Annotated in this window: 20 protein-coding genes; 13 read left to right on the top strand and 7 right to left on the bottom strand. The window is 58.7% G+C overall.

Features of this window, described 5'->3' with window-relative positions:
* Positions 1 to 112 precede the first annotated feature (112 nt).
* On the top strand, positions 113 to 1,141 hold the full coding sequence (locus I6L44_RS11345) for an NAD(P)H-quinone oxidoreductase (protein WP_216951867.1): 1,029 nt from the start codon (positions 113 to 115) through the stop codon (positions 1,139 to 1,141).
* A 218-nt stretch (positions 1,142 to 1,359) separates the two neighbouring features.
* On the opposite strand, the gene I6L44_RS11350 is transcribed toward I6L44_RS11345, so the two are convergent.
* Positions 1,360 to 1,611, bottom strand: a complete 252-nt coding sequence (locus tag I6L44_RS11350; protein ID WP_216951868.1) for a hypothetical protein — start codon at positions 1,609 to 1,611, stop codon at positions 1,360 to 1,362.
* A gap of 556 nt (positions 1,612 to 2,167) precedes the next feature.
* On the bottom strand, positions 2,168 to 4,159 hold the full coding sequence (gene tkt / locus I6L44_RS11355; RefSeq protein ID WP_005338517.1) for a transketolase: 1,992 nt from the start codon (positions 4,157 to 4,159) through the stop codon (positions 2,168 to 2,170).
* A gap of 349 nt (positions 4,160 to 4,508) precedes the next feature.
* Here tkt and metK point away from each other — a divergent pair, with 349 nt between their 5' ends.
* From metK to ruvX, 7 genes are all read left to right on the top strand, one after another.
* Positions 4,509 to 5,660 (top strand): methionine adenosyltransferase, encoded by a 1,152-nt coding sequence (gene metK, locus I6L44_RS11360; RefSeq protein ID WP_005338519.1) that lies wholly within the window; start codon positions 4,509 to 4,511, stop codon positions 5,658 to 5,660.
* Between the two features lie 68 nt (positions 5,661 to 5,728).
* Entirely contained in the window at positions 5,729 to 6,256 is a 528-nt protein-coding gene (locus tag I6L44_RS11365) for a SprT family zinc-dependent metalloprotease (protein ID WP_216951869.1), read from the top strand.
* Positions 6,257 to 6,330: 74 nt separating this feature from the next.
* The gene (locus I6L44_RS11370) at positions 6,331 to 7,035 is read left to right on the top strand and encodes an endonuclease (RefSeq protein ID WP_216951870.1); all 705 of its coding nucleotides are present in this window, start codon (positions 6,331 to 6,333) and stop codon (positions 7,033 to 7,035) included.
* Positions 7,036 to 7,162: 127 nt separating this feature from the next.
* Entirely contained in the window at positions 7,163 to 7,894 is a 732-nt protein-coding gene (gene rsmE / locus I6L44_RS11375; protein ID WP_216951871.1) for a 16S rRNA (uracil(1498)-N(3))-methyltransferase, read from the top strand.
* Between the two features lie 114 nt (positions 7,895 to 8,008).
* A complete protein-coding gene (gshB, locus tag I6L44_RS11380; RefSeq protein WP_021229197.1) occupies positions 8,009 to 8,959 on the top strand; it encodes a glutathione synthase in 951 nt (316 codons plus the stop codon).
* 204 nt (positions 8,960 to 9,163) lie between these two features.
* Positions 9,164 to 9,718 carry a YqgE/AlgH family protein gene (locus I6L44_RS11385; RefSeq protein ID WP_042010750.1) on the top strand — a complete coding sequence of 185 codons (555 nt, stop codon included), beginning with the start codon at positions 9,164 to 9,166 and terminating at the stop codon, positions 9,716 to 9,718.
* Positions 9,719 to 9,761: 43 nt separating this feature from the next.
* The gene (ruvX, locus tag I6L44_RS11390; RefSeq protein WP_005343821.1) at positions 9,762 to 10,184 is read left to right on the top strand and encodes a Holliday junction resolvase RuvX; all 423 of its coding nucleotides are present in this window, start codon (positions 9,762 to 9,764) and stop codon (positions 10,182 to 10,184) included.
* A 57-nt stretch (positions 10,185 to 10,241) separates the two neighbouring features.
* Here ruvX and dtpB read toward each other — a convergent pair whose 3' ends face one another.
* The 3 genes from dtpB to I6L44_RS11405 form a co-directional block, all read right to left on the bottom strand.
* Positions 10,242 to 11,747, bottom strand: a complete 1,506-nt coding sequence (gene dtpB, locus I6L44_RS11395) for a dipeptide/tripeptide permease DtpB (RefSeq protein ID WP_216951872.1) — start codon at positions 11,745 to 11,747, stop codon at positions 10,242 to 10,244.
* 712 nt (positions 11,748 to 12,459) lie between these two features.
* Positions 12,460 to 13,422, bottom strand: coding sequence for an HTH-type transcriptional regulator YidZ (gene yidZ, locus I6L44_RS11400; protein ID WP_216954440.1), 963 nt, complete (start codon positions 13,420 to 13,422; stop codon positions 12,460 to 12,462).
* Positions 13,423 to 13,440: 18 nt separating this feature from the next.
* On the bottom strand, positions 13,441 to 14,613 hold the full coding sequence (locus I6L44_RS11405; RefSeq protein WP_216951873.1) for an MFS transporter: 1,173 nt from the start codon (positions 14,611 to 14,613) through the stop codon (positions 13,441 to 13,443).
* 364 nt (positions 14,614 to 14,977) lie between these two features.
* Between I6L44_RS11405 and I6L44_RS11410 the strand changes: the two genes are divergently transcribed.
* The 3 genes from I6L44_RS11410 to I6L44_RS11420 are packed head-to-tail and all read left to right on the top strand — an operon-like array spanning position 14,978 to position 18,895.
* Complete coding sequence (locus I6L44_RS11410; protein WP_216954442.1) at positions 14,978 to 15,898, top strand: MoxR family ATPase; 921 nt, start codon at positions 14,978 to 14,980, stop codon at positions 15,896 to 15,898.
* Complete coding sequence (locus tag I6L44_RS11415) at positions 15,898 to 16,893, top strand: DUF58 domain-containing protein (protein ID WP_216951874.1); 996 nt, start codon at positions 15,898 to 15,900, stop codon at positions 16,891 to 16,893. The genes I6L44_RS11410 and I6L44_RS11415 overlap by 1 nt, the downstream gene beginning before the upstream one ends.
* The gene (locus I6L44_RS11420; RefSeq protein WP_216951875.1) at positions 16,880 to 18,895 is read left to right on the top strand and encodes a DUF3488 and transglutaminase-like domain-containing protein; all 2,016 of its coding nucleotides are present in this window, start codon (positions 16,880 to 16,882) and stop codon (positions 18,893 to 18,895) included. The genes I6L44_RS11415 and I6L44_RS11420 overlap by 14 nt, the downstream gene beginning before the upstream one ends.
* 62 nt (positions 18,896 to 18,957) lie before the next feature.
* Here the strand turns inward: I6L44_RS11420 and I6L44_RS11425 are convergent, their stop codons facing one another.
* Entirely contained in the window at positions 18,958 to 20,388 is a 1,431-nt protein-coding gene (locus I6L44_RS11425; protein ID WP_042055130.1) for a sodium:alanine symporter family protein, read from the bottom strand.
* 701 nt (positions 20,389 to 21,089) lie between these two features.
* Here I6L44_RS11425 and tal point away from each other — a divergent pair.
* Together tal and I6L44_RS11435 are read left to right on the top strand one after the other, a co-directional pair.
* Complete coding sequence (gene tal / locus I6L44_RS11430) at positions 21,090 to 22,040, top strand: transaldolase (RefSeq protein WP_139443195.1); 951 nt, start codon at positions 21,090 to 21,092, stop codon at positions 22,038 to 22,040.
* A 160-nt stretch (positions 22,041 to 22,200) separates the two neighbouring features.
* The gene (locus I6L44_RS11435; protein ID WP_005338547.1) at positions 22,201 to 22,383 is read left to right on the top strand and encodes a DUF3545 family protein; all 183 of its coding nucleotides are present in this window, start codon (positions 22,201 to 22,203) and stop codon (positions 22,381 to 22,383) included.
* 314 nt (positions 22,384 to 22,697) lie between these two features.
* Here the strand turns inward: I6L44_RS11435 and accA are convergent, their stop codons facing one another.
* Positions 22,698 to 23,648, bottom strand: a complete 951-nt coding sequence (accA, locus tag I6L44_RS11440) for an acetyl-CoA carboxylase carboxyl transferase subunit alpha (RefSeq protein ID WP_204483984.1) — start codon at positions 23,646 to 23,648, stop codon at positions 22,698 to 22,700.
* Positions 23,649 to 23,651 lie beyond the last annotated feature (3 nt).

Consider the following 23,651-nt stretch of genomic DNA (forward strand, 5'->3'; position numbering starts at 1 on the left):
TTTTGCATTACAGGTGAGGGATAATACTGCGTTTATTCATCAGTAATCTCCACTATCTTGGTGCTCATCCCATCCGGGGAACCTCATATCACCTCGTTACAAGGAGCCGCTGATGCATAACGCCTATTCCATTCCCGCCACCATGAGCGCGGTAGAAATTACCCAGCCCGGTGGCCCCGATGTCTTGCAACTGACCACCCGCGCCACACCAGCGCCCAAGCCCGATGAGGTTTTGATCCGGCACTATGCGACCGGCATCAATGGGCCGGATGTGATGCAGCGCAAAGGACTCTACCCGCCTCCGGCAGGGGCATCGGATATTCCCGGGCTGGAGGTCGCCGGGGTCGTAGTCGCCAAGGGGGAGCAGGTGACCCATCTCAAGATTGGCGACAAGGTCGCCGCGCTGATTTCGGGTGGCGGCTATGCCGAGTACAGCGTCGCCCACCAGAGCAATGTCCTGCCCCTGCCGCCCGGATTGAGCTTTGTTGAAGCGGCGGCGCTGCCGGAAACCTTTATGACGGTCTGGTCAAATATGTTTGAACGGGGTCAGTTCAAAAAAGGGGACATTATCTTGATCCATGGCGGTGCCTCTGGCATCGGCACGACCGCCACCATGCTGGCCAAGGCATTTGGCGCCGCCAAAATCATCACCACGGTCGGCTCCCCCGAGCAGCAGGCCGCCAGCACCAAGCTGGGCGCGGATGTGGCCGTGCTCTACAAGGAGGAGGATTTTGTCGAGGCAGTACATGCAGCCACCGATGGCCATGGCGCCGACATCATTCTCGATATCATTGGCGGAGAGTATGTCGCGCGCAACTATGCTGCAGCCGCCATCAATGGTCGCATAGTCCAGATCGGCATTATTGCGGGCGCCGCCCCCAATCTGGATCTGTTTCCCATGCTGCAAAAGCGGCTGACCCATATCGGCTCCACCCTGCGCTCGCGTACTCCGCAGGAAAAAGCCGAGCTGATTGCCCAGCTGCAAACTCATGTCTGGCCATTTATCGAACGCGGCGAGGTCAAACCGCAGGTTTACCAGACCTTCCCGCTGCATGAGGCCGCCGCAGCCCACCATTTGCTGGACTCAGGCCGCCATATCGGCAAGCTGGTATTAACCATGGCACCCTTGTCGTCAGATTGATAAGGCCCATAGTGGAGCAGGCCGAGGTGGATGCGGTGATATCCAACGCGGAAAGTACCCCGCCGCAGGTGTAAGGATTGCGATAAATAAAAAGAGACCGGCTATATGCCGGTCTCTTTTTGGTAACAGGGTGGGATATTATTTTTATGGCATCGTCTTAAAAACGCGAACGTCCGATTACGCTTCGCTAATCGAACCTACGAGCTATTTAGATAGCTCTACTGCAATTTTTGGTTAAAAACATATGTAAAACCGCTTTTCCCATCAGTACGACAAAAATGCAAATTATCCAAAGCTACACATATTTCAACGCTGAGTAATGCAACTAGTTTTTGCTTTGAAGAGGCCAATGTCACTTTAAATGATGAGTCATCAACCGCAGATAGTCCTATTAATACAGGGTATATAGCTGCCCATATATCAAGTGCCTGTGGCATTACTTTATGAATATCAATGGAAATATTCTTCATATCCATTGAACATAAATTTTCAGGGCTACAAAACATAAATTTCTCGTGAAGTACAGCCCTCAATGGCACATTACTGACCAGTGATTCATCAAGAATATTAGATAACTGCGATGCATAAAACTCGATATCTTCTCGTGCTTGCTACAAATAATACTGGTCATTCATCTGTTTCTGTAAAGAAAGCTGACGAATCAAAACTATTAACGTAATAAATCCGAGTATTGGTGCATAGACACCTCCAATTGCCGAGCCAAATTCAGCCCATCGAGAGTGGTCTTGTGACAACTCTCCGCCAAATGTATTTACATAAAAAGCAATAGGGGAAAATAAAAGTACCAAAACAACAATTATAATAAACCAGCCTCTTGCAACCATAATTTAGCCTTTGTTCAAACAATGAAAATCAATCATCCAGAGAAAGTACTATCAACTCTCAGGTATTGAAATATATTTTTAATTTATTATTTTTCTTTGCCAATAAAAACGCCCCCCATCTTGCGATGGGGGGCGTTTTCTTATTCCGGATATTGGGCCAGAGCGGCCCAATAGTCAGCGATCACAGGGACTCTGCGGTCGCAACCACGTTTTCCACGGTAAAGCCGAATTCCTTGAACAGCAGTTCGGCCGGGGCGGACTCACCGAAGGTGGTCATACCGATGATCTTGCCGCCGAAACCGACGTACTTGTACCAGTAGTCAGCGATGCCGGCTTCGATGGCCACACGCTTGGTGACGGAGGACGGCAGGACGGACTCTTTGTACTCGGCAGACTGGGCGTCGAACACGTCGGTAGACGGCAGAGAGACCACGCGCACGGCACGGCCCTTGGCAGTCAGCTGCTCATAGGCGGCAACGGCCAGTTCCACTTCGGAACCGGTGGCGATCAGGATCAGCTCCGGAGTACCGGCGCAATCCTTCAGCACGTAACCACCCTTGGCGGTGTCGGCCAGCTGCTGGGCAGTACGGTCCATCTGGGCCAGGTTCTGACGAGAGAAGATCAGAGAGGTCGGGCCGTCGGTACGCTCGATGGCGTGTTTCCAGGCGATGGCGGATTCAACCTGGTCACACGGACGCCAGGTGCTCATGTTCGGAGTCAGACGCAGGGAGGCGATCTGCTCAACCGGCTGGTGAGTCGGGCCATCTTCACCCAGACCGATGGAGTCGTGGGTGTAAACGAAGATAGCGCGCTGCTTCATCAGGGCGGCCATACGCAGGGCGTTGCGGGCATACTCCATAAACATCAGGAAGGTAGCGCCGTAGGGGATGAAACCACCGTGCAGGGCGATACCGTTCATGATGGCGGACATGCCGAACTCGCGTACACCGTAGTGGATGTAGTTGCCGGAGGCATCGTCGTTGGTCAGGGACTTGGAGCCGGACCACATGGTCAGGTTGGACGGAGCCAGGTCAGCAGAGCCGCCCATGAACTCCGGCAGCAGCTTGCCGAAGGCTTCCAGAGAGTTCTGGGACGCTTTACGGGTCGCAATCTTGGCCGGGTTGGCTTGCAGGGTTTCGATGATCTTGGCGGATTCGGCAGCCCAGTTGGCCGGCAGTTCGCCAGCGGTGCGGCGCTTGAATTCGGCAGCCAGCGTCGGGTGAGCGGCTTCATAGGCGGCGAACTTGGCAGCCCAGTCGGCTTCCAGTGCAGCGCCCTTCTCCTGAGCGTTCCACTCGGCAGCGATATCGGCCGGGATAACGAACGGCGCGTGGTCCCACTTCAGGAAGGCGCGAGCAGCGGCGATCTCGTCGTTGCCCAGCGGTGAGCCGTGGCAGTCGTGAGAACCGGATTTGTTCGGGGAGCCGTAACCGATGATGGTGCGGCAGCAGATCAGGGTCGGCTTGCCGGTCTCGGCCTTGGCGGCTTCGATGGCGGCATTGATGGCTTCCGGGCTGTGACCGTCAACAGCCGGGATAACGTGCCAGCCGTAAGCTTCGAAACGCTTGACGGTGTCGTCGGTGAACCAGCCTTCTACGTGACCGTCGATGGAGATACCGTTGTCATCCCAGAACGCGATCAGTTTGCCCAGTTGCAGGGTACCTGCCAGGGAGCACGCTTCGTGGGAGATACCTTCCATCAGGCAGCCGTCGCCCATAAAGGCGTAGGTGTAGTGGTCAACGATGTCGTGGCCCGGCTGGTTGAACTGCTCAGCCATGGCTTTCTCGGCGATCGCCATACCAACGGCGTTGGTGATGCCCTGACCCAGCGGGCCAGTGGTGGTTTCCACGCCCGGTGCATAGCCGTACTCCGGGTGACCCGGGGTGCGAGAGTGCAGTTGGCGGAAGTTTTTCAGATCGTCGATGGAGAGGTCATAACCGGAGAGGTGCAGCAGGGAGTACAGCAGCATGGAGCCGTGGCCGTTGGAGAGAATGAAACGGTCGCGGTCGGCCCACTTGGGGTTGTTCGGGTTATGTCTGAGGTGGCTACGCCACAGCACTTCGGCGATATCCGCCATTCCCATGGGGGCGCCCGGGTGACCGGAGTTGGCTTTTTGAACGGCATCCATACTCAATGCACGAATGGCATTGGCAAGCTCTTTACGAGAAGGCATCTGAATCTCCTGCGATTGCTTCATTTGATGGCCAAGATTAAGGCGCGTTATTGTCCCAGCAGGGCGCGCGGCGTGCAAATATTATCTGGATGAATAAAGTGGCTTTGGGAGGACAATCGCTTTTCTTGCCCTCTATTGGCCAAAGCAACCAGAGAAAAACGTTTGATTCCCATCCCTTTCGGGATAGGAGAGCACCGCTTGTGACCCATTGGACACTGCGCGACAAAATAGTGCTGGCAATCGCGGGGGGCGCTAATTAATATAGACGTCCAGATGTAGATACCTCTACACCATCCCATTCACCCGGTTATTGCTGTGGCGATAACCCAGACAAGCTGAGATTCATATCATGGCAAAGCTGTTTACTTCCGAGTCGGTCTCCGAAGGCCATCCAGACAAGATTGCGGACCAGATCTCCGATGCGGTACTGGACGCCATCCTCAAGCAAGATACCAAGGCCCGTGTCGCCTGCGAGACCCTGGTCAAGACCGGTATGGTCATGGTGGCCGGCGAAGTAACCACCTCTGCCTGGGTTGATATCGAAGAGATCGTGCGTGATACCGTGCGTGAAATCGGCTACACCCACTCCGACATGGGCTTCGACGCTGACTCCTGCGCCGTGCTGAACGCCATCGGCAAGCAGTCCCCGGACATCAACCAAGGTGTTGACCGCAGCGATCCGCTGGAGCAGGGCGCTGGCGACCAGGGCCTGATGTTCGGCTACGCCACCAACGAAACCGACGTGCTGATGCCGGCCCCCATCACCTACTCTCACCTGCTGGTGAAGCGTCAGGCTGAAGTGCGCAAGAACGGCACCCTGCCGTGGCTGCGTCCGGATGCCAAGAGCCAGCTGACCTTTGCCTACGACGACGCAGGCAAGATCATCGGTGTCGATGCCGTTGTACTGTCTACCCAGCACGCTGAATCCATCAGCCACAAGGATCTGGTTGAAGCGGTACGCGAAGAGATCATCAAGCCGGTGCTGCCGGCCGAGTGGGTCAACAAGGACACCAAATACTTCATCAACCCGACCGGCCGTTTCGTTATCGGCGGCCCGATGGGTGACTGCGGTCTTACCGGTCGCAAGATCATCGTCGACACCTACGGCGGCATGGCCCGTCACGGTGGTGGCGCCTTCTCCGGTAAGGATCCGTCCAAGGTTGACCGTTCTGCAGCCTACGCCGCCCGCTACGTTGCCAAAAACATCGTTGCCGCCGGTCTGGCCGATCGCTGTGAAATCCAGATCTCCTACGCCATCGGCGTGGCCGAGCCGACCTCCATCAGCGTCGAGACCTTCGGTACCGCCAAGGTCGCCGAGGAGCTGCTGGTCAAGCTGGTGCGCGAGCACTTCGAACTGCGCCCGTATGGCCTGATCGAAATGCTGGATCTGAAGCGCCCGATCTACCAGGCTACCGCTGCCTACGGTCACTTCGGTCGCGACGAGTTCCCGTGGGAGCAGACCGACAAGGCCGAACTGCTGCGTTCTGCCGCTGGCCTGTAAGGCTCGCTGTTGTGATAAAAGGGGAGCCTGGCTCCCCTTTTGCTTATCCGCTATCTGACGAGATGTTGATGTCTGCCACCCCTTCCCAGCTTGTCGCCCTGCTGCAACAACGCGTAGAGGCCTGCTTTGTGCAGGCCGAGGCGCGCCTTGGCCGCACCTTCCCACGCCCGCGGATCTACTGCAATATGCGGGGCCGGGCGGCAGGATCGGCGCGGCTGCAAACCTGGGAGCTGCGCTTCAATCCCGCCCTCTATCAGGCCAACCAGCAGGCGTTTCTGGATGAGGTGGTGCCCCACGAGGTGGCCCATCTGCTGGTCTATGCACTGTGGGGGGAAGGACGCGGCAAAAACAGGGTCTTACCCCACGGCAAGCAGTGGCAGTCGGTGATGCGGGAGGTGTTCGGCCTTGAGCCCAGAACCACCCACAGCTTCGATCTGGCGGTATTGGCCCAGCGCACCGTGCCCTATCGCTGTCACTGCCAGCAGCATCAGCTCTCTATTCGCCGCCACAACAAGGTGGTGCGCGGCGAGGCCCGCTATCACTGCCGCCGCTGCAAGCAACCGCTGGAGCGGGAACGGCCGGAGCCAGAGCAGTAAGCCAGCGTGTGTCGCGCCCCTGTGGTAGGGTGCCCGCCATCGTTCGTCAATCACCCCGTTTTGCAAGGAATCCCATGCGTTTCATCTCCTCCCTCGCCCTGACCCTGCTGGCCGGTTTGCCGCTGCTCAGCGCCCCCCTGCACGCCCAGACCTTTCGCGAAGCCAAGCAGGATCTGGTGAAGCTCTATCGCAGCCAGCCAGACGCGACCACCTTCTACTGCGGCTGTGACATCGACTATCAGGGCAAGAAAATGAGCCCAGATCTCGCCAGTTGCGGCTATGAGCCGCGCAAGCAGGCCAAGCGCGCCGCCCGCATCGAGTGGGAACACGTGGTCCCGGCCTGGGAGTTCGGCCACCAGCTGCAGTGCTGGCAGGATGGCGGTCGCAAGAACTGCGAGAAGGTGAGCCCCGAGTTCAACAAGATGGAGGGGGACATGCACAACCTCTTCCCCGCCATTGGCGAGGTGAACGGCGATCGGGCCAACTACCGCTTCTCCGACTGGAACGGCAAGCCGGATCAGTACGGCCAGTGCCAGATGCTGGTGGATTTCAAGGATCGTCGGGTGCAGCCGCCCAAGGGGCCGGTACGGGGCCAGATTGCCCGCGCCTACCTCTACATGAGCCAGCAGTATGGGCTGCGTCTGGCAGCGCAACAGCGTAAACTGTTTGAAGCCTGGGATCGCCAGTACCCGGCAGAGGGCTGGGAGTGCGAGCGCAACCGCCGCATCGGCAAGCTGCAGGGCAATACCAATCCCTTTATTGAAAAGCAGTGCCAATAACCCCATTTGACCAGGGAGGGGGATCGCCCCTCCTATCATGAAACCCTTCCCTTCTGCCGCGTGAGCCTTGCTTGCCGCCTCGCAGCAGGATATGAAGGGTTTCCAAGCAAGAGACTGACAAGCAGCCATGCGCATTCCACGTATCTATGAACCGGCCACCCTGCAAGTTGGCCAGACCATCGCCCTGTCGGAAGACGGCGCCAACCATATCGGCCGGGTACTGCGCATGCAGCCGGGCCAGCAGCTCGAGCTGTTCAACGGCGATGGCAATCAATATCCCGCCACCATCACCAGCGTCGGCAAAAAGTCGGTGGAAGTGACCATCGACAGCTGCGACGTCCAATCAGTGGAGTCACCGCTGGCCATTCATCTGGGTCAGGTGATCAGCCGTGGCGACAAGATGGACTTCACCATCCAGAAATCGGTGGAGCTGGGCGTCACCAGCATCACCCCGCTCTTCTCCGAGCGCTGCGGCGTCAAGCTGCCGGCAGACCGGCTGGAGAAGAAGCGCGAACAGTGGCAAAAGGTGGTGATCAGCGCCTGCGAGCAATGCGGCCGCAACGTGGTGCCCGAGGTGCGCATGCCGATGGAGCTGGACGCCTGGCTGGCGGAAGAGACCAAAGAGCTCAAGCTCAACCTGCACCCGCGCGCCGAGTACAGCATCAACACCCTGCCCGTTCCCGAGCACGGCGTGCGCCTGCTGATTGGCCCGGAAGGGGGCTTGTCGAGCGACGAGATCGCCCGTACCGTGCAGGAAGATTTCAAAGAGATGCTGCTGGGGCCGCGGGTGCTGCGCACCGAAACCGCCGCCCTGACTGCGATCACTGCGCTGCAGTGCCGCTTTGGCGATCTCGCTTGATACTATCGGCCGCATCAATCAGCCCTATGGCTGCATCGACGCAGCCTCAAGCGGACGATTACGCTGCGCTAATCGACCCTACAACCCTATCGAGCCATTAAAAAGGAACAGCGGATGACCATTAAACTCGGCATCGTGATGGACCCCATCTCGGCCATCAACATCAAGAAAGATTCCAGCTTTGCCATGCTCGAAGAGGCGCAAAAGCGCGGCTATGAGCTCTTCTATCTGGAGATGAAGGATCTCTACATGGAAGCTGGTCGCGCCTTTGGCACCATGCGCCCGCTCACCGTCAAATATGACTATGCCGACTGGTACACGCTGGGCGAGGTGGTGGATCAGCCCCTCTCCAACCTCGATGTGATCCTGATGCGCAAGGATCCGCCGTTCGACACCGAATTTATCTATGCCACCTACATGCTGGAGCGGGCAGAGGATGAGGGTTGCCTTATCGTCAACAAGCCGCAGAGCCTGCGTGACGCCAACGAGAAGCTCTACACCGCCTGGTTTGCCGAGCACACCCCGACCACGCTGGTAACCCGCCGCGCCGACAAGCTGCGCGCCTTCCACGCGAAACACAAGGACGTCATCCTCAAGCCGCTGGACGGCATGGGCGGCGCCTCCATCTTCCGCATGAAGGAAGATGACGCCAACGTCGGCGTGATTATCGAGACCCTGACCGCCCACGGCAGCCAGTACTGCATGGCGCAGACCTATCTGCCCGCCATCAAGGAGGGCGACAAGCGGGTGCTGGTGGTGGACGGTGAACCTGTTCCCTACTGCCTCGCCCGTATTCCGGCGCAAGGGGAGACCCGTGGCAATCTGGCGGCCGGTGGCCGTGGTGAAGCCCGTCCCCTGAGCGAAGCGGACTGGGCCATCGCCCGCGCGGTAGGCCCGACCCTCAAAGAGAAAGGCCTCATCTTCGTCGGCCTAGACATCATCGGCGATCGGCTGACCGAGATTAACGTCACCAGCCCGACCTGCATTCGCGAGATTGAAGCGGCCTTCGATGTGCACATCACCGGCATGTTGATGGATGCCATCGAGCGTCGGCTGGGCAAATAATCGCTGGGCAGGCTAACCGGCCTGTTCAGGGGGTAACCCGCCCCTGACAAGCCCGGAAACAGAGAGGGAGGGCTGGCGCCCCCCCTCTCTGTTTCAAGGCAATCCGGCAAGGGGCGGGATCTCACCCAGCCCCAAAAAGCGGTTTTTCCCATGGGGATCAACTGCCATAATTGACCTCAAATACCTTTGCACTATTTGGCCTCTATGCAAACACTGCAAAATCACTTCCTGCTTGCCATGCCAAGCCTGACGGATCCCTATTTCGAGCGCTCGCTGGTCTATCTGTGCGAGCACAACGAAGAGGGCGCCATGGGCTTGGTCGTCAACATTCCGGTCGAGATGTCGCTGGAAACCATGCTGACCCAGCTCAAGCTCAACCCGCCCAACAACCCGGAACTCAAGCAGCCGGTGCTGCAAGGGGGGCCGGTTCACGCCGATCGCGGCTTCGTGCTGCACAGCTTCCGCCCCGGCTTCAACTCCACCCTGCAGGTGGGGGATGAGATGATGGTGACCACCTCCAAGGATATTCTGGAAACTCTGGGTACGAGCGAGGCTCCTGCCCATTGGCTGGTGGCCCTTGGCTATGCCGGCTGGAGCGCCGGGCAGCTGGAACAGGAGCTGGTGGATGGCGCCTGGCTGGTGATCCCCCCCAATCCGGCTCTGGTGTTCAAGACGCCCATTCACAAACGTTGGCAGCAAGCTGCCGCCAGCATAGGGGTGAACCCGGTTCACCTCTCCAGCGATATCGGCCACAGCTGATCGGCTGGCCCGCTCCGCTCTCTATTTCGAGGATTTATCAGTTATGTCATCACGCAGCATCATGGGCTTTGACTATGGCACCAAGAGCATTGGCGTCGCCATCGGTCAGGAGCTGACTGGCACAGCCCAGCCTCTGCGCGCCCTCAAGGCCAACGACGGCATCCCCAACTGGGACGAGATTGAGAAGCTGCTCAAGGAGTGGCAACCGGACCTGCTGGTGGTCGGTCTGCCGCTGAACATGGATGGCACCGATCAGGAGATCACGGTACGGGCCCGCAAATTCGGCAACCGGCTGCATGGCCGTTTCGGCAAGCCCGTAGAGTTCAAGGATGAACGACTCACCACCACCGATGCCCGCGCCCGGCTGTTTGAGCGAGGCGGCTATCGCGCACTGGAAAAAGGCAGTGTGGACGGGGTATCGGCGCAGCTGATCGTCGAAGCCTGGATGGAAGAGCAGTACAACTAAGCCATCAACAGCAAGGCAAGGGTCGCCGCCCTTGCCTAGTCTCGCACAATCCCCTCATTACGCCTGTGATTGTCCCGCGACCAGCCCTTCGGCCTCTGTCGGGTTCGCATTCATCATCCGGTTGAGCCAGGGCACCATCAGCCCCATCACCACCGCAATCAGCAGGGTCGCCATCCCGATCTTGCCAAATACGCCGGTGTAAATGGGCAAGGTTTGCAGCGGATCCGTCATCCCTTGCGGCACGGCGGTAAAGGTCGCCACATAGCCACCCAGCAGGGACGCCATCGCCTGAGTCAGGAACCACATTCCCAGAATGAAGCCCATCAGGCGTTGTGGCACCAGCGCGGCGACCATCGCCAGTCCCAGCGCACTGATCATCAGCTCTCCCAGACTCTGGAACAGGTAGATAAGCACCATAAACCAGGGGGAGGTCAGCCCCTGCTCATCGGCAAACCACCAGCCGGATGCCGCCGCCGTCAGAAATCCCAGCGAGCAGAAGAACATCCCGAGGGTGAACTTGAGCGGCATGGTGAGATCCCGCCCCTTGCTGCCCATCCGGGTATAAATCATCGCGAGTACCGGACTCCCCACCACCACCCAGAAGGGGTTGAGCGCCTGGAAGCTGACGGGGTTGACGCTCATGCCCAGCATCTCGTGGTGCATGTTGTTGATGGCAAAGAAGTTTAGAGACGTCGGCATCTGGGCGTACAGCACATAGAAGAGCACCGCCTCCAGCATCAGCACAAAGGCCACATACATCTTGTTGCGGCCCACTGTGTCAAGCCTGAATGCCTCGCGAAAGAAGAAGATCACCACGGCGATGGTCACCGTCATCAACACCATGTTGGCGATCACCACGTGGTGCATCAGCCAGGCGCAAAAGAAGACCATGGCTACCGAGCCCAATATAACCAGCAGCAGCTTGCTGTAATTCAGTGGCAGGTGATCCGGCTCGGAGCCAATATCCTTGACCATATTGCGGCAGGCAAAGAAGGTGAGCAGCGCAATAATCAGCCCCACCCCGCACAGGTTATAGGTCACGGTATAGCCGTAGTGATCGGCAATCACCGGCGCGAGCGAGAGGGAAATAAGGGAGCCAATATTGATCGACATATAGAACAGGGTAAACGCCCCATCCAGCCGCGGATCTTTTGGCTGGTAGCATTTTGACAGCAGGCTTGCCGGATTGGCCTTGAACAGGCAGTTACCGACTGCAATGGTGCCCAGCGCATAGAAAATCAGGTCGGGATTGTAGATAGAGAGGCCGGTCATAAAGTAGCCTATCACCAGCACCACGGCCCCCAGCACCATGGTGCGCTTGGTGCCGAGTACATGGTCGCCGACATAGCCACCGACCGAGATCAGACCATATACCAGCGCCGAGAAGGCACCGAAGGTAATAAAGGATTGCTCTTGGGAAAACCCCAGTTGCTGCACAAAGAAAACCGCCAATATCCCCTGCACGCCGTAATAACCGAAGCGCTCCCAGAGTTCGACGAAAAATATCATAAAGAAGGGTTTGGGCTGTTGTAACAACCCTGTGGGTGCTGTTGCTGGACGCATATCAACCTGCCTTTGCTGAGATTTATTTTTATTAATCTGGTGGTAGCTGCCGCACTATTTTCTCTTCCGTCATTGCCATAACGGGGAGCACAGTCAGCCTGCCAATCTGGCTATTTTCGGGTGCACGGGCCCCGTTCGATGAAAGGTGTTTTTTCATCTAGCCGGTTTCAATTAGGTGTTATCGGGGGATGGTGAGTGGCGTCTCCCGGTACAGTTACTGGCTCCGGGTTCTACCTTTGCTGCATCCCTTTACTCAAGCCAGTTTATCAACCTTGATACTTATTCCCCTCTGCTCCGTCACTCATGGCTGGTGGCCAGATAGCCGGGGCATGGCACGGCCACAGACGACCTGTGGGGCTGGCTCACGCTGCGCTCTACTGGCAGTCACCTACGCAGGCGCTATCTAACCCCGCCATTCCAAGGGGAGTCATGCTATATCACTGCAAATACAGGAACTTAATGGTCGATCACACTTTAAAAGTGACCATCGGTGAAGTTTTCTAATGAAACCACATGAATTTTTTTCGTGAAAAGAGCTTCACTCGAGACGTGCAACCAAGGCCAATCTGTGCATAAAGAGAGTTGAATGGCACACAGCTTGAACCCGAACTCGGCACTTAAGTCGTGCAAAAGCCCACTCATCCGGGCGATACGACAACAAAAAGCCGGAGCAGATGGCTCCGGCTGATCGATGGGCACAGTCACGGCCACATTAGCGTGGCGATTCATCGTTGTAGAGTCGCCGGATCTCGTTGCGCAGCCACATCACCTTGGCATCCTGATTATGCCGCTTGTGCCACAGCAAGATGAAGGCGATCTCCAGCTGGGCGTAGAGCTTCTCGGGGAGCGGCAGCGGCATGGCGATCAGATTGCCGTGATGCCGACTGGCATAACCACCGCAGTAGGAAGGAGCCACCGCAATCAGTTCGTGGCTCGACTGGGAGGCAATATGCAGCGCCTGCTCGAAGCTTGAGACCATGATGGGCACCTCCCGCTTCAGCCCCTCGTCCTCCAGCAGACTGTCGAGGGCCCAGGTATCGTTCGCCTCCCACACCATGCTGATCTGGGGGCAGGCCAAAAAATTCTCCAGCGACCACTTCTGCTCGAGCAAGGGGTGATCCTTGCGCAGAAAAACCACCGGGCGATCAGTGAACAGCACCTCGTGATCGATGTAGTAGGGCAAGCGGTTGACCTTGGCTTGGGAGCGGCCATGGGTTTCGCGGGCGCAGAAGCCGAGATCTGCATCGCCATTGACGATGTCGTTGAGGGAGTGGTGATCCCACCCCAGCATCCTGACCACCGAGTTGGGGTACTTCTGGTAGATGGTCATGGGCAGATCGCTCAGGAAGCTGATGTAGAAGGGGGACTCCATCACCAGCGTGAAACGGGCACCGTCGGGGATCGCCTCGCTATTGAGCGAGGTGATGCTGTCGGTGAGCTGGAACCAGACCTTCAGCTCATCCTCCAGAGTCAGGGAAAGGTTGGTGGGCTGCAACCCCTGCCGTACCCGCACAAACAGGGGATCGTCAAACCACTCCCGCAATTTGGCCAGAGACTTGCTCACCGCCGACGGAGTGACACAGAGCTTTTTGGCTGCCCCTGCCACACTGCGCTCCTGCATCAGGTACTTGAAGACCACCAGCAGGTTCAAATCGAGTTCACCCAGATTGCGCAAATTCCCTCTCATCTTCCATCAGCCCTGCGACCGCGCTTCACGAAGCGCGAGCCATGGTAACAGCCCTTTGACAGCCAGGTAACTGAGCAATGCCAGCAGCAGGGCGCAGATCAGCATCTCGGACGGAGTAAAGCCAAGTTGACCCAGCAGCCAGATATAGAGGCCGGAGAGGCTGATCTGCATGATGCAGAGCACCGCGCTGGCAAAGGCCACGTTATGCTGACAACCATCGAGCGCCTCCCCCATCGCCACCCCGAAGCCACAGGAGAAGCCGACACAGACCAGCGCAAACCCCGGCAGCAGCAGATGGATATCGCCCCCCGTCTGCCAGCTGCCGATCAGTGAGCACGCCGCCAGCAGATAGGAGAGATGAGACACCGCCAGCACCTTCTGTTTGCCCAGCCAGCGCAGCAGCAGCGGCGTCAGGAAGGAGGTGGACATACTCACGCCGGCCATCACCATCATCACGATGGAGTACTGCTCTGTGGTGAAGCCAAACTCCTTCATCAGGATCAGCGGCGAGACGCTGACATAGACCAGAATGGCGGTCACGCTGGCACTGGTCAGCAGGGAGAGCAGCATAAAGCGCGGGGAGCGCAGCAGGGCAAAGGGAAGCGCCGCGTCACTCCCCGGTTGCCGGGCCGGACGGGTCTCCTTAAGCAGCAACAGGTTGACCAGACCGCTGGCGGCCGCCACCAGCGCCATCGCCACGAAGATCCCGCGCCAGTCAAAATGGGACAGGATGAGGTAACCGAGCACCGGCGCCAGCACCGGGATCACGCAGATGACCCCGTTGATCATCGAGAGCGCCATCGCCAGCCGCTCCTGACTCAGCACATCCCGCAGCACGGTAAAGGTCATGATATAGAGCGCCCCTGCCCCGACTCCCTGCCAGAAACGGCCGAAATAGAACTGGCCAATCCCCTCCGCATTGCCTGCCACCAGCGAGGCGAGGACAAAAATCAGGGCGCCCCCGAGCACCACCCAGCGCCGCCCGTAGCGATCGGCAATCATCCCCCCCAGTAGCACGGTCGCTGCCATGCCAAACAGATAGATAGAGAAGGCGGTGTGGATCTGCGCCTCGCTCGCCTGCAGGGTATCGGCAATCTGGGGCACAGCGACCAGATAGAGATCGATCCCGACCGGATAGAGAATGATCATCAGAAAAGTGCACAACAGGAATACAGGCATGAACGCTCCATAACAGATTGGCGTGCCGATGCCTGCCAGATCACAGTGACAGGCGAACAATGGCGGGGCCAAGGTGGTGACAAAGCTAGCAACGCAGCGCGTCGCAATGGGGCAACTATATGGGCGCCCACCGCTCTCACCTAGTGAAGAGATGGCGATCGGTACATTCCAATCAGGAAATATTGTATTGAGTTACGTGCCATAGCGGCCATATTGAATCAAGCAGACTCAGCAATAAACCGGGTCACCTCCCGCTCATTACCATCCCTGCGCTGCACTTTACCGCCCGTCTGTTATCTGCCTTCGCCCTTGCGGGCGTATAAGCTGTAGGTGCGACGCAATACAGGGAATGTGTATGAAGGGAATGAAGAGAGAAGAGCAGATTGCCGGGCTGCTGGCGGCACTGGAGCAAGTCATTCTGGGCAAGCCGCTACAGCTGAAAATCGCGCTGGTGACCCTGCTGGCGCGCGGTCATTTGCTGATCGAAGATCTGCCCGGCATGGGCAAAACCACCCTGGCCCACGCCCTGGCGCAGGTGCTGGGGCTGGCATGCAGGCGGATGCAGTTCACCGCCGATCTGCTCCCCGCCGACCTGCTGGGGCTTCAGATTTTTGACCCCCAGCAACAAACATTTCGCTTTCACCCCGGCCCCATCTTCACCCAGGTGTTGCTGGCGGACGAGATCAACCGCGCCAGCCCCAAAGTACAGAGCGCCCTGCTGGAGGCGATGGCCGAAGGCAAGGTGAGCATCGAGGGCCACACGCACCCACTCCCCGATCCGTTTTTCGTCATCGCCACCCAGAATCCGGCGGATCAGGCGGGCACCTATCCACTGCCGGAATCCCAACTCGACCGCTTCGCCGTGCGACTCTCTTTGGGTTTTCCGCCGCGAGAGGCGGAACGCCAGCTACTGCGCGGCCACCAGCCGACGGGCCCTTTGCCCGCCATGCTGGATGCTGCCGGACTCGCCACCTTGCAAAGCGAAGGGGATGCCATCCATGTTTCCGATGCCACCCTCGACTACCTGCTGGCGCTAGTGCACCAGAGCCGCTTTGATGGGGATCTGCCACAGCCCCTCTCCCCTCGGGCAGCCCAGACCTTGCTGGCGGTGAGCCGGGCCTGGGCGATGGTAGCCGGGCGGCGCTTTGTCACGGTAGAGGATGTGCAGGCGGTCTTCCCCTATGTGGCCGAGCATCGGCTGCGGGGCAGCTTTGGCGTACAGCACGGCGAAGCCTGTCCCCTGAGCCAGCGGCTGCTGGCCCGGGTCGATCCGGACAATCCCTGATGAGCGCCTTGCTCACCCGCTGGCGGCAAAAGAGAGAAAAGTGGCAGCGGCGCTGGCTCGATCGCCGTATACCCCCGGCGCGCCAGATCACGCTGGGTACCCGCAGCCTCTTTATTCTCCCTACCCGCATGGGGCTGCTCTATCTGCTGGTGCTGCTCGTCATCTATCTGCTCGGCACCAACTACCAGAACAATCTGGTACTGCTGCTGGCCTACTGCCTCGGCAGCCTGTTTATGGCCGCCATGTGGCTTACCCACCGCAACCTGCTGGGGCTGGAACTGCTGGGTGGCCAGCTGGTACTGGGGGAAGCGGGTAGCCAGCTGCCGATCCGTATCTTGGTGCAGAGCCCTCGCCCGGTGCAGGCGCTCCGGTTTAGCCTCAACGAAGGCACCCTCTGGCTGGCACAGGCCGACGCTGTGCCCAGCACAGTTATCCTGCCAGTATCGGGCTCGCGCCGTGGGCCACTGCCCCTTGGCCGATTGCGGGTCGAGAGCCGCTACCCCCTCGGTCTGTTTCGCTGCTGGTCCCTGCTGGACTTGCAGTTGGAGGGCTGGCTCGCCCCCAAACCGGCGTTCGGGGCGCTAAGAGGGGAACATGCGACCGAAAGCGAGGGGCATCAGGGCCAGCCCGCTCCGGCCACTCTCGGTGACTTTGATACCCTGCGGACACATCAGGCCGGTGAACCACTGAGCCGGGTCGCCTGGAAGCAACTTGCCCAAGGGCGCGGCCTGCTGACCAAGCAGTTCCATGAACCGCAGCAGGATGACACTCACCTCACCTTGCAGCGGGTCGCGGGCGGGGATCTGGAACAGCGGTTAGCTGTGCTGGCCTGGTGGTGCGCCGATTACGGCAAGCGGGGCATCCCCTTTACCCTGACACTGGCAAACCAGACGCTGGGGCCCGATAGCGGTGCCGCCTTTGTGCAGCGCTGCCTGCTGGCACTGGCCCAATTCGATGCAACACCACCGAAGATCACGCCAGATGCTGCTCGATAACCGCCGCCTGCTGCCACTCATCGCCCTGCAACAGCTGCTGCTGGTCGCGGCGCTCTGGCCCCAGTTGCAACTCTGGGTAGTGGCAGTGGGCGCCATCACTCTCGGCGTCCGGGCCATGATGCTGTGGCGCGGCTTGCCGCCCCTGCCTGCCCGCTGGTTGGCGCTGCTGGCCATCACAACCGTGGTGTTGCTGGGGTTGCAGTGGCGCACATTGGGCACCCTGCCCGCCCTGATCAATCTGCTCTGGCTCGGCTATAGCCTCAAGATGATCGAGGTACGGCGCGAGCGGGATATCGAGCAGGTGCTGCTGCTCGCCTTCTTCCTCATCGCGCTGGCGCTGGTACAACGCCAAAGCATCGGCTGGACAGCCGGGATGGCAGTGGCACTCTGGCTGGCAGTGACCGCGCTGGTGACCGCCGTCGTCCCCGAGCAGAAACGGCCTTGGCGCAGTGCGGGGAGCGCCCTGCTGCTGGCGCTGCCCTTGCTTATCACCCTGTTTATACTACTGCCAAGGCTGCCGCCCCTCTGGCAGATGCCCACCACCAGCCGTGCCCTGTCCGGCCTCTCGGAAGAGCTGGCCCCCGGCGATATCAGCGAACTGGTCAACTCCTCGGAACTGGCGTTTCGGGTCAGCTTTGCCGATGGCCAGCTCCCTGTCCGCGAGCGCTATTTTCCGGTGATGCGCCAAGAAGTTTTCGATGGTCAGCGCTGGTTGCTGAGCCCCGAGGTCAAAGCATGGCAGCAGACAGTGCCGGTGCAGACCGGGCTGACCCTTCTGGCATCATCTTCACGGGCAAGCAATCAGCTGGCAGATAGTCCATTACCCGCCGGGAGCTACGAGGTGATCGCCGAGCCCCAGCGCCACCGCTGGGCCTTTGCCCAAAGTGAACCGACTATTCTGACTGGACCAGTGCTGCTCACCCCCATTCACACCCTCTATCGGCAGGGGAGCGGCGAGGTGGCAATCCGCTATCGCATTGGCCGCGGCGAAGCACAGATCGAGGACGACCACCAAGCCGCTCAGCGCAACCTGCAACTGCCAGCCGGAGGCAACCCGAGAGCGCGCGTCCATGGCCAAGTGCTGGCTGTGCGCTATCCGGATCGCGCAGAGCTGGTCGCCGCCCTGCTCGCGCAGTTTCGCAGCCAATCCTATTACTACACCCTGACACCGCCACGACTTGGCGGTGACGGGGTGGATGAGTTCCTGTTCGATACCAGGCAGGGCTTTTGCGGCCACTACGCCATGGCGACCGCTTTCGTGCTGCGCGCCGCCGGTATTCCGGCACGGCTGGTCACCGGTTATCTCGGCGGTGAGTGGAATCCCACGGGCAACTATCTGGCGGTACACCAGTTCGATGCTCACGCCTGGGTGGAGTATCTCGATGAAGGAGGAACATGGCGGCGAATCGACCCCACTGCGGCAGTGGCACCGGAGCGCATTGAAGGCGGCGTGAGGGAGGCCCTGAGCGACGAGTTTACCGCCGCCGACCCTCTCGCTCTGCAGCGTTATCGCAACTGGGCCCTGCTCAATCAGCTGCGCTGGTGGGGGAACAATATCGACTACCAGTGGAGTCGCTGGGTGATTGGTTACGATGCGGGCCAGCTCTGGCAGCAAATCGGTCTGCGCTGGCCTGCACTGGCGGGATACACTCCCTGGTTGATCCTCGCCAGCCTGATGCTGGTCGCCCTGCTGGTGAGCTTGCCCCTGCTGTTGCCCGCCCGTCTGCCGCCAGAGCGGCGCATCTGGCAACCCCTGCTCAAACGGGGCAAACGCAGCGGCTATTCCCCAGAGCCTGCCGAGAGCATGGGAGCATGGTGCGAGCGGCTGGCGCGGCTGCGCCCCGACCTTGCCCATCCCCTGCTAAAGAGTGCGTGGCTCTATCGCCGCTGGCGTTATGCCCTCCTCAACGACCGGCAACAAGGGCGCTGCTGGCGCCAGTTGCAACGGCGTATCAGACAGCTCGCCCAGCGCTGGGATCAGCCGCCGAAGAGCGGCTCATAAAAGAAGGGGGAGCCACCGGCTCCCCCTTCAGGTTTTAATCAAGAGGTTTGACTCACCGCTTGTTATTTTTTGGTCGGATTGTCCCAGATCCCCTCTTCCAGCTGGGAGCGGATCTCGGGGTACTTGTTGGCATCAAAGGTGGGCACCTTGCCCAGCCTGAGCTGGTCGTTGTAATCCTTGGCCAGCTTGATGGCGACGCCGGAGAGCAGCAGGATAGCCACCAGGTTGACGATGGCCATCAACCCCATGGAGACATCAGCCATTGCCCAGACGGTCGGCAACTCGCCCACAGAGCCGAACATCACCATGCCCAGCACAAACATCCGGAACAGCATCAGGCCGCCCTTGTGGTTGTGCTCGAGGAACACCAGATTCGTTTCGGCATAGGAGTAGTTCGCCACGATAGAGGTGAAGGCGAAGAAGAAGATGGCCGCCGCGATAAAGATGTTGCCACCGCTGCCAATCTGGGAAGAGAGCGCCCGCTGGGTCAGCTCGACACCGGTCACGCCGGAGCCCGGCTCAAACTGACCTGACATCAGGATGATGGCGGCGGTACAGCTGCAGATGACGATAGTGTCCATAAAGACGCCCAGCATCTGCACATAACCCTGGGAGGCCGGGTGCGGCGGATAGGGAGTGGCAGTCGCCGCAGCGTTGGGCGCAGAGCCCATGCCCGCTTCGTTGGAGAAGAGACCGCGCTTGATACCGTTGATCATCGCCTGGGAGATGGCATAACCCAGCGCACCCGAGCCTGCCTGCTCAATCCCGAAGGCGGACTTGATGATCAGCATGAAGACATGAGGCAACTCGGTGATGTTCATCGCCACGATCACCAGCGCCAGCAGGATGTAGGCCAGCGCCATAAAGGGCACCACCAGCTCGGCAAAACGGGCGATGCCACGAATGCCGCCGAAGATAATCAGGCCAGAGAGCGCCACCAGCGCCAGACCGCTGACCCAGTCAGGAATGCCAAACGCCACCTTCATCGCCAGACTGATGGAGTTGGCCTGCACCGCGTTGAACACCAGACCAAATGCCAGGATCAGGCAGAGCGAGAAGACCACCCCCATCCAGCGCATGCCAAGGCCTTTCTCCATGTAGTAGGCCGGGCCACCACGGTAGTTGCCATCCTCATCCTTGACCTTGTAGAGCTGGGCCAGGGTGCTTTCGACGAAGGCGGTCGCCATGCCGATAAAGGCAATCAGCCACATCCAGAAGATGGCGCCGGGGCCACCCAGATAGATGGCGACAGCCACACCGGCCAGGTTGCCGGTGCCGACACGGGCGGCAAGGCTGGTACAGAGGGCCTGGAAGGAGGAGATGCCCGCGTTGTCCGATTTACGGCTGTTTTTCAGCACGGAAAACATGTGGCCAAAGTGACGGATCTGGATAAAACCCAGGCGGAAGGTGAAAAAGATACCGACCCCGATGAGCAGGTAGATGAGCACGGCTCCCCACATCAGGTCGTTTAGCATCGCAATCAAGGTGTCCATAATTCTCTCGTTGTTATTCACATCCATGGTCAGTCTGCGCTGACCGTTTTCTGTCTGTCGTTTAATTAGCGTTTCGCTAAAGGGGCGGAATCTAGCACAGCGGGAGAGCCCGGAATAGTGATCCCGGTCACGCGAGACACAAAAAACGAACGGTAAAAGCCCATAAAGCTCCATTTAAATCGCAAACTTTCAACAAACTCAATAATTCAATCAGACAGGCCACTATTAAGCCCCATAAGAGAACCATTTTGATATATCCCTGATGAGCTATCCGAAAACGCAAACGCTTGCATGAAATGGCTTTCAAACGGAGACATTTCGCCAAACGTTTTCGCTGTAATTAAATTTCAAGTACGTAGTGAGATAATTTATGTGATCGACGACACAAATATGGATATTGGCTAAAAAAGTTCAGCTGAAAGCAAACCGGAGCGAGGTCGGAACGAAATGTAAAAAACCTTACTAATCATATAGTTTCAAGCCATAAAACGGGATAACTCAACAGCCTGAATGTTTAACAACCAAGCGCCCCTATTGCAGGATGCAGCACATCAGTATTAATTAGGCAGGCAATGACGATGGGCCGCCCCCATCGCGCTTTTCTGAGCCTGAGGCACCAAGATCCTGTAATTTTATTTCAGAACCACCGTCTCAAGCCCGCAACCCAGGGATTACTCCCTCATTAAGAGATGATATTCGCTATGGCCGATAAATTAACCCAGCTGAAAGCCCTGACCACTGTTGTTGCCGACACCGGTGATATCGAAGCCATCAAACGCTATCAGCCCATCGATGCCACCACCAACCCCTCTCTGGTTCTGAAGGCCTCCGAGATCCCCGAGTACGCTCCGCTGATCGAAGACGCCATCAAGTGGGCCAAAGCCCAGAGCCAGGACAAGGCACAGCAAATCATCGACGCGGGCGACAAGCTGGCCGTCAACATCGGTCTGGAAGTGCTGAAGATCGTTCCGGGCCGCATCTCTACCGAAGTGGATGCCCGTCTCTCCTTCGATACCGAAGCCAGCATTGCCAAAGCCCGCAAGCTGATCCGTCTTTACAACGAAGCCGGCATCAGCAACGACCGCATTCTGATCAAGCTGGCCTCCACCTGGGAAGGGATCCGTGCCGCCGAGGTTCTGGAGAAAGAGGGTATCCAGTGCAACCTGACCCTGCTGTTCTCCTTCGCCCAGGCCCGTGCCTGTGCCGAAGCCGGTGCCTTCCTGATCTCCCCGTTCGTGGGTCGTATCCTCGACTGGTACAAGGCCAAGCACAACCGTGATTACACCGCCAGCGAAGATCCGGGCGTGGTCTCCGTCACCTCCATCTACAACTACTACAAGCAGCACGACTACCCAACCGTCGTGATGGGGGCCAGCTTCCGCAACACCGGCGAGATCCTGGAACTGGCCGGTTGCGACCGCCTGACCATTGGCCCGGCCCTGCTGGAAGAGCTGAGCAAGACCGAAGGCGCCGTGGTACGCAAACTGGACTACACCGGTGAGCGCAAGGCCAAACCGACTCCGATGACCGAAGCCGAATTCCGCTGGGAACTGAACCAGGACGCCATGGCTCACGAGAAGCTGGGCGAAGGCATCCGCATGTTCGCCATCGACCAGGGCAAGCTGGAAACCATGCTGGCAAGCCGCCTGTAATCGGTTCTTTTTTCTGATAAAAACCGGGCCCCTAACAAGGGGCCCGGTTTTTTTTCATGGGCTTTTTTAGCGCTGTCATAGAGTCGTCACGAAAACGTTTTAATTTCAGATTCGTTATGTTATACGGGTGGTGAAAACGATAAAAACCAAGGAGGGAGCCATGGAAATGTTCAACTTCGATTATGACGAGGTGGTTGAACTCGGTTCGCGTAGCCGCGGGACAACGGGAAAAAAACGTAAATGGCGTGAAATCGAGGCGTTGAAAGACAAACATCGCCTGCAGAAGGAGCTGCAATCCATCGATATCGCCTATGAAGGTCTTACAGACGAGATTGAACTGTAATACCGCCAGACACCTGTAAAAGCGCTCCGCACAGTCGGGGCGCTTTTTTATGCCGCAATCGGATGATCACGTGGCTTGTCATGCCATCGCTAGCGATGCCACAGGATGCAGCGGGCAGGCGACAGACAACGCGTTGCCACAGTCCCTGACAGCCCTCACCAACAGCGTGGCATACCAACCCCTGCCCCTCACCCGCGAAGACTGAGCAGTGCCGTTTCAGGGCGCATTGGGGCAATCACCGCAAGACAAGTCATCAGCAATAAAAAGCCCCCGTCGCTGACGGGGGCCTGAATACTCGGGGCAGACGGCTGCTCTTAGCAGTAGCCGTAGCCCAGCAGACGCTGGTAGCGCTGCTCCAGCAGTTGCTCGGTATCGAGCGGACGCAGGGCGTCCAGATCCTGCTTGATGCGAGCCTTGAGGTTTTTGGCCATCTTCTCCACATCGCGGTGGGCACCGCCGAGCGGCTCCTCGACAATATTGTCGATGAGTTTCAGCTCTTTCAGACGCTGGGCAGTGATCCCCATCGCTTCGGCAGCCACAGAAGCCTTATCGGCACTCTTCCACAGGATGGAGGCACACCCTTCCGGCGAGATGACGGAGTAGGTGGAGTACTGCAGCATGTTGACGCGGTCACCCACGCCGATTGCCAGCGCACCACCTGAACCACCCTCACCGATCACGGTGCAGACCACCGGCACGGTCAGACCGGCCATCACTTTCAGGTTGCGGGCAATCGCTTCGGACTGGCCACGCTCTTCGGCACCGACGCCGGGGTAAGCACCCGGGGTGTCGATAAAGGTGATGATCGGCATCTTGAAGCGCTCGGCCATCTCCATCAGACGCAGGGCCTTGCGGTACCCTTCCGGACGCGGCATACCGAAGTTGCGCTTGATTTTCTCTTTGGTCTCGCGACCCTTCTGGTGACCAATCACCATCACAGGCTCACCGTCGAGACGGGCGATGCCGCCGACGATAGCCTTGTCATCGGCATAGGCGCGATCGCCAGCCAACTCGTCAAAATCGGTGAAGATATGCTCGATATAGTCAAAGGTGTAGGGGCGCTGGGGATGACGCGCCATCTGGGATACCTGCCAGGCACCCAGATCACCGAAGATCTTCTTGGTCAGCTCTTCGTTTTTCTTCTCCAGCCGGCGGATCTCGTCTTTCAGATCCACGGCGTGATTGCCTTCACTCACATGTTTGAGTTCATCAATCTGCGCCTGCAACTCGGCAATCGGCTGTTCAAAATCCAGAAAAAGACTCATAGG

Origin of the sequence: Aeromonas sp. FDAARGOS 1414 (assembly GCF_019047065.1) — a bacterium.
Taxonomy (GTDB): Bacteria; Pseudomonadota; Gammaproteobacteria; order Enterobacterales; family Aeromonadaceae; genus Aeromonas; species Aeromonas veronii_A.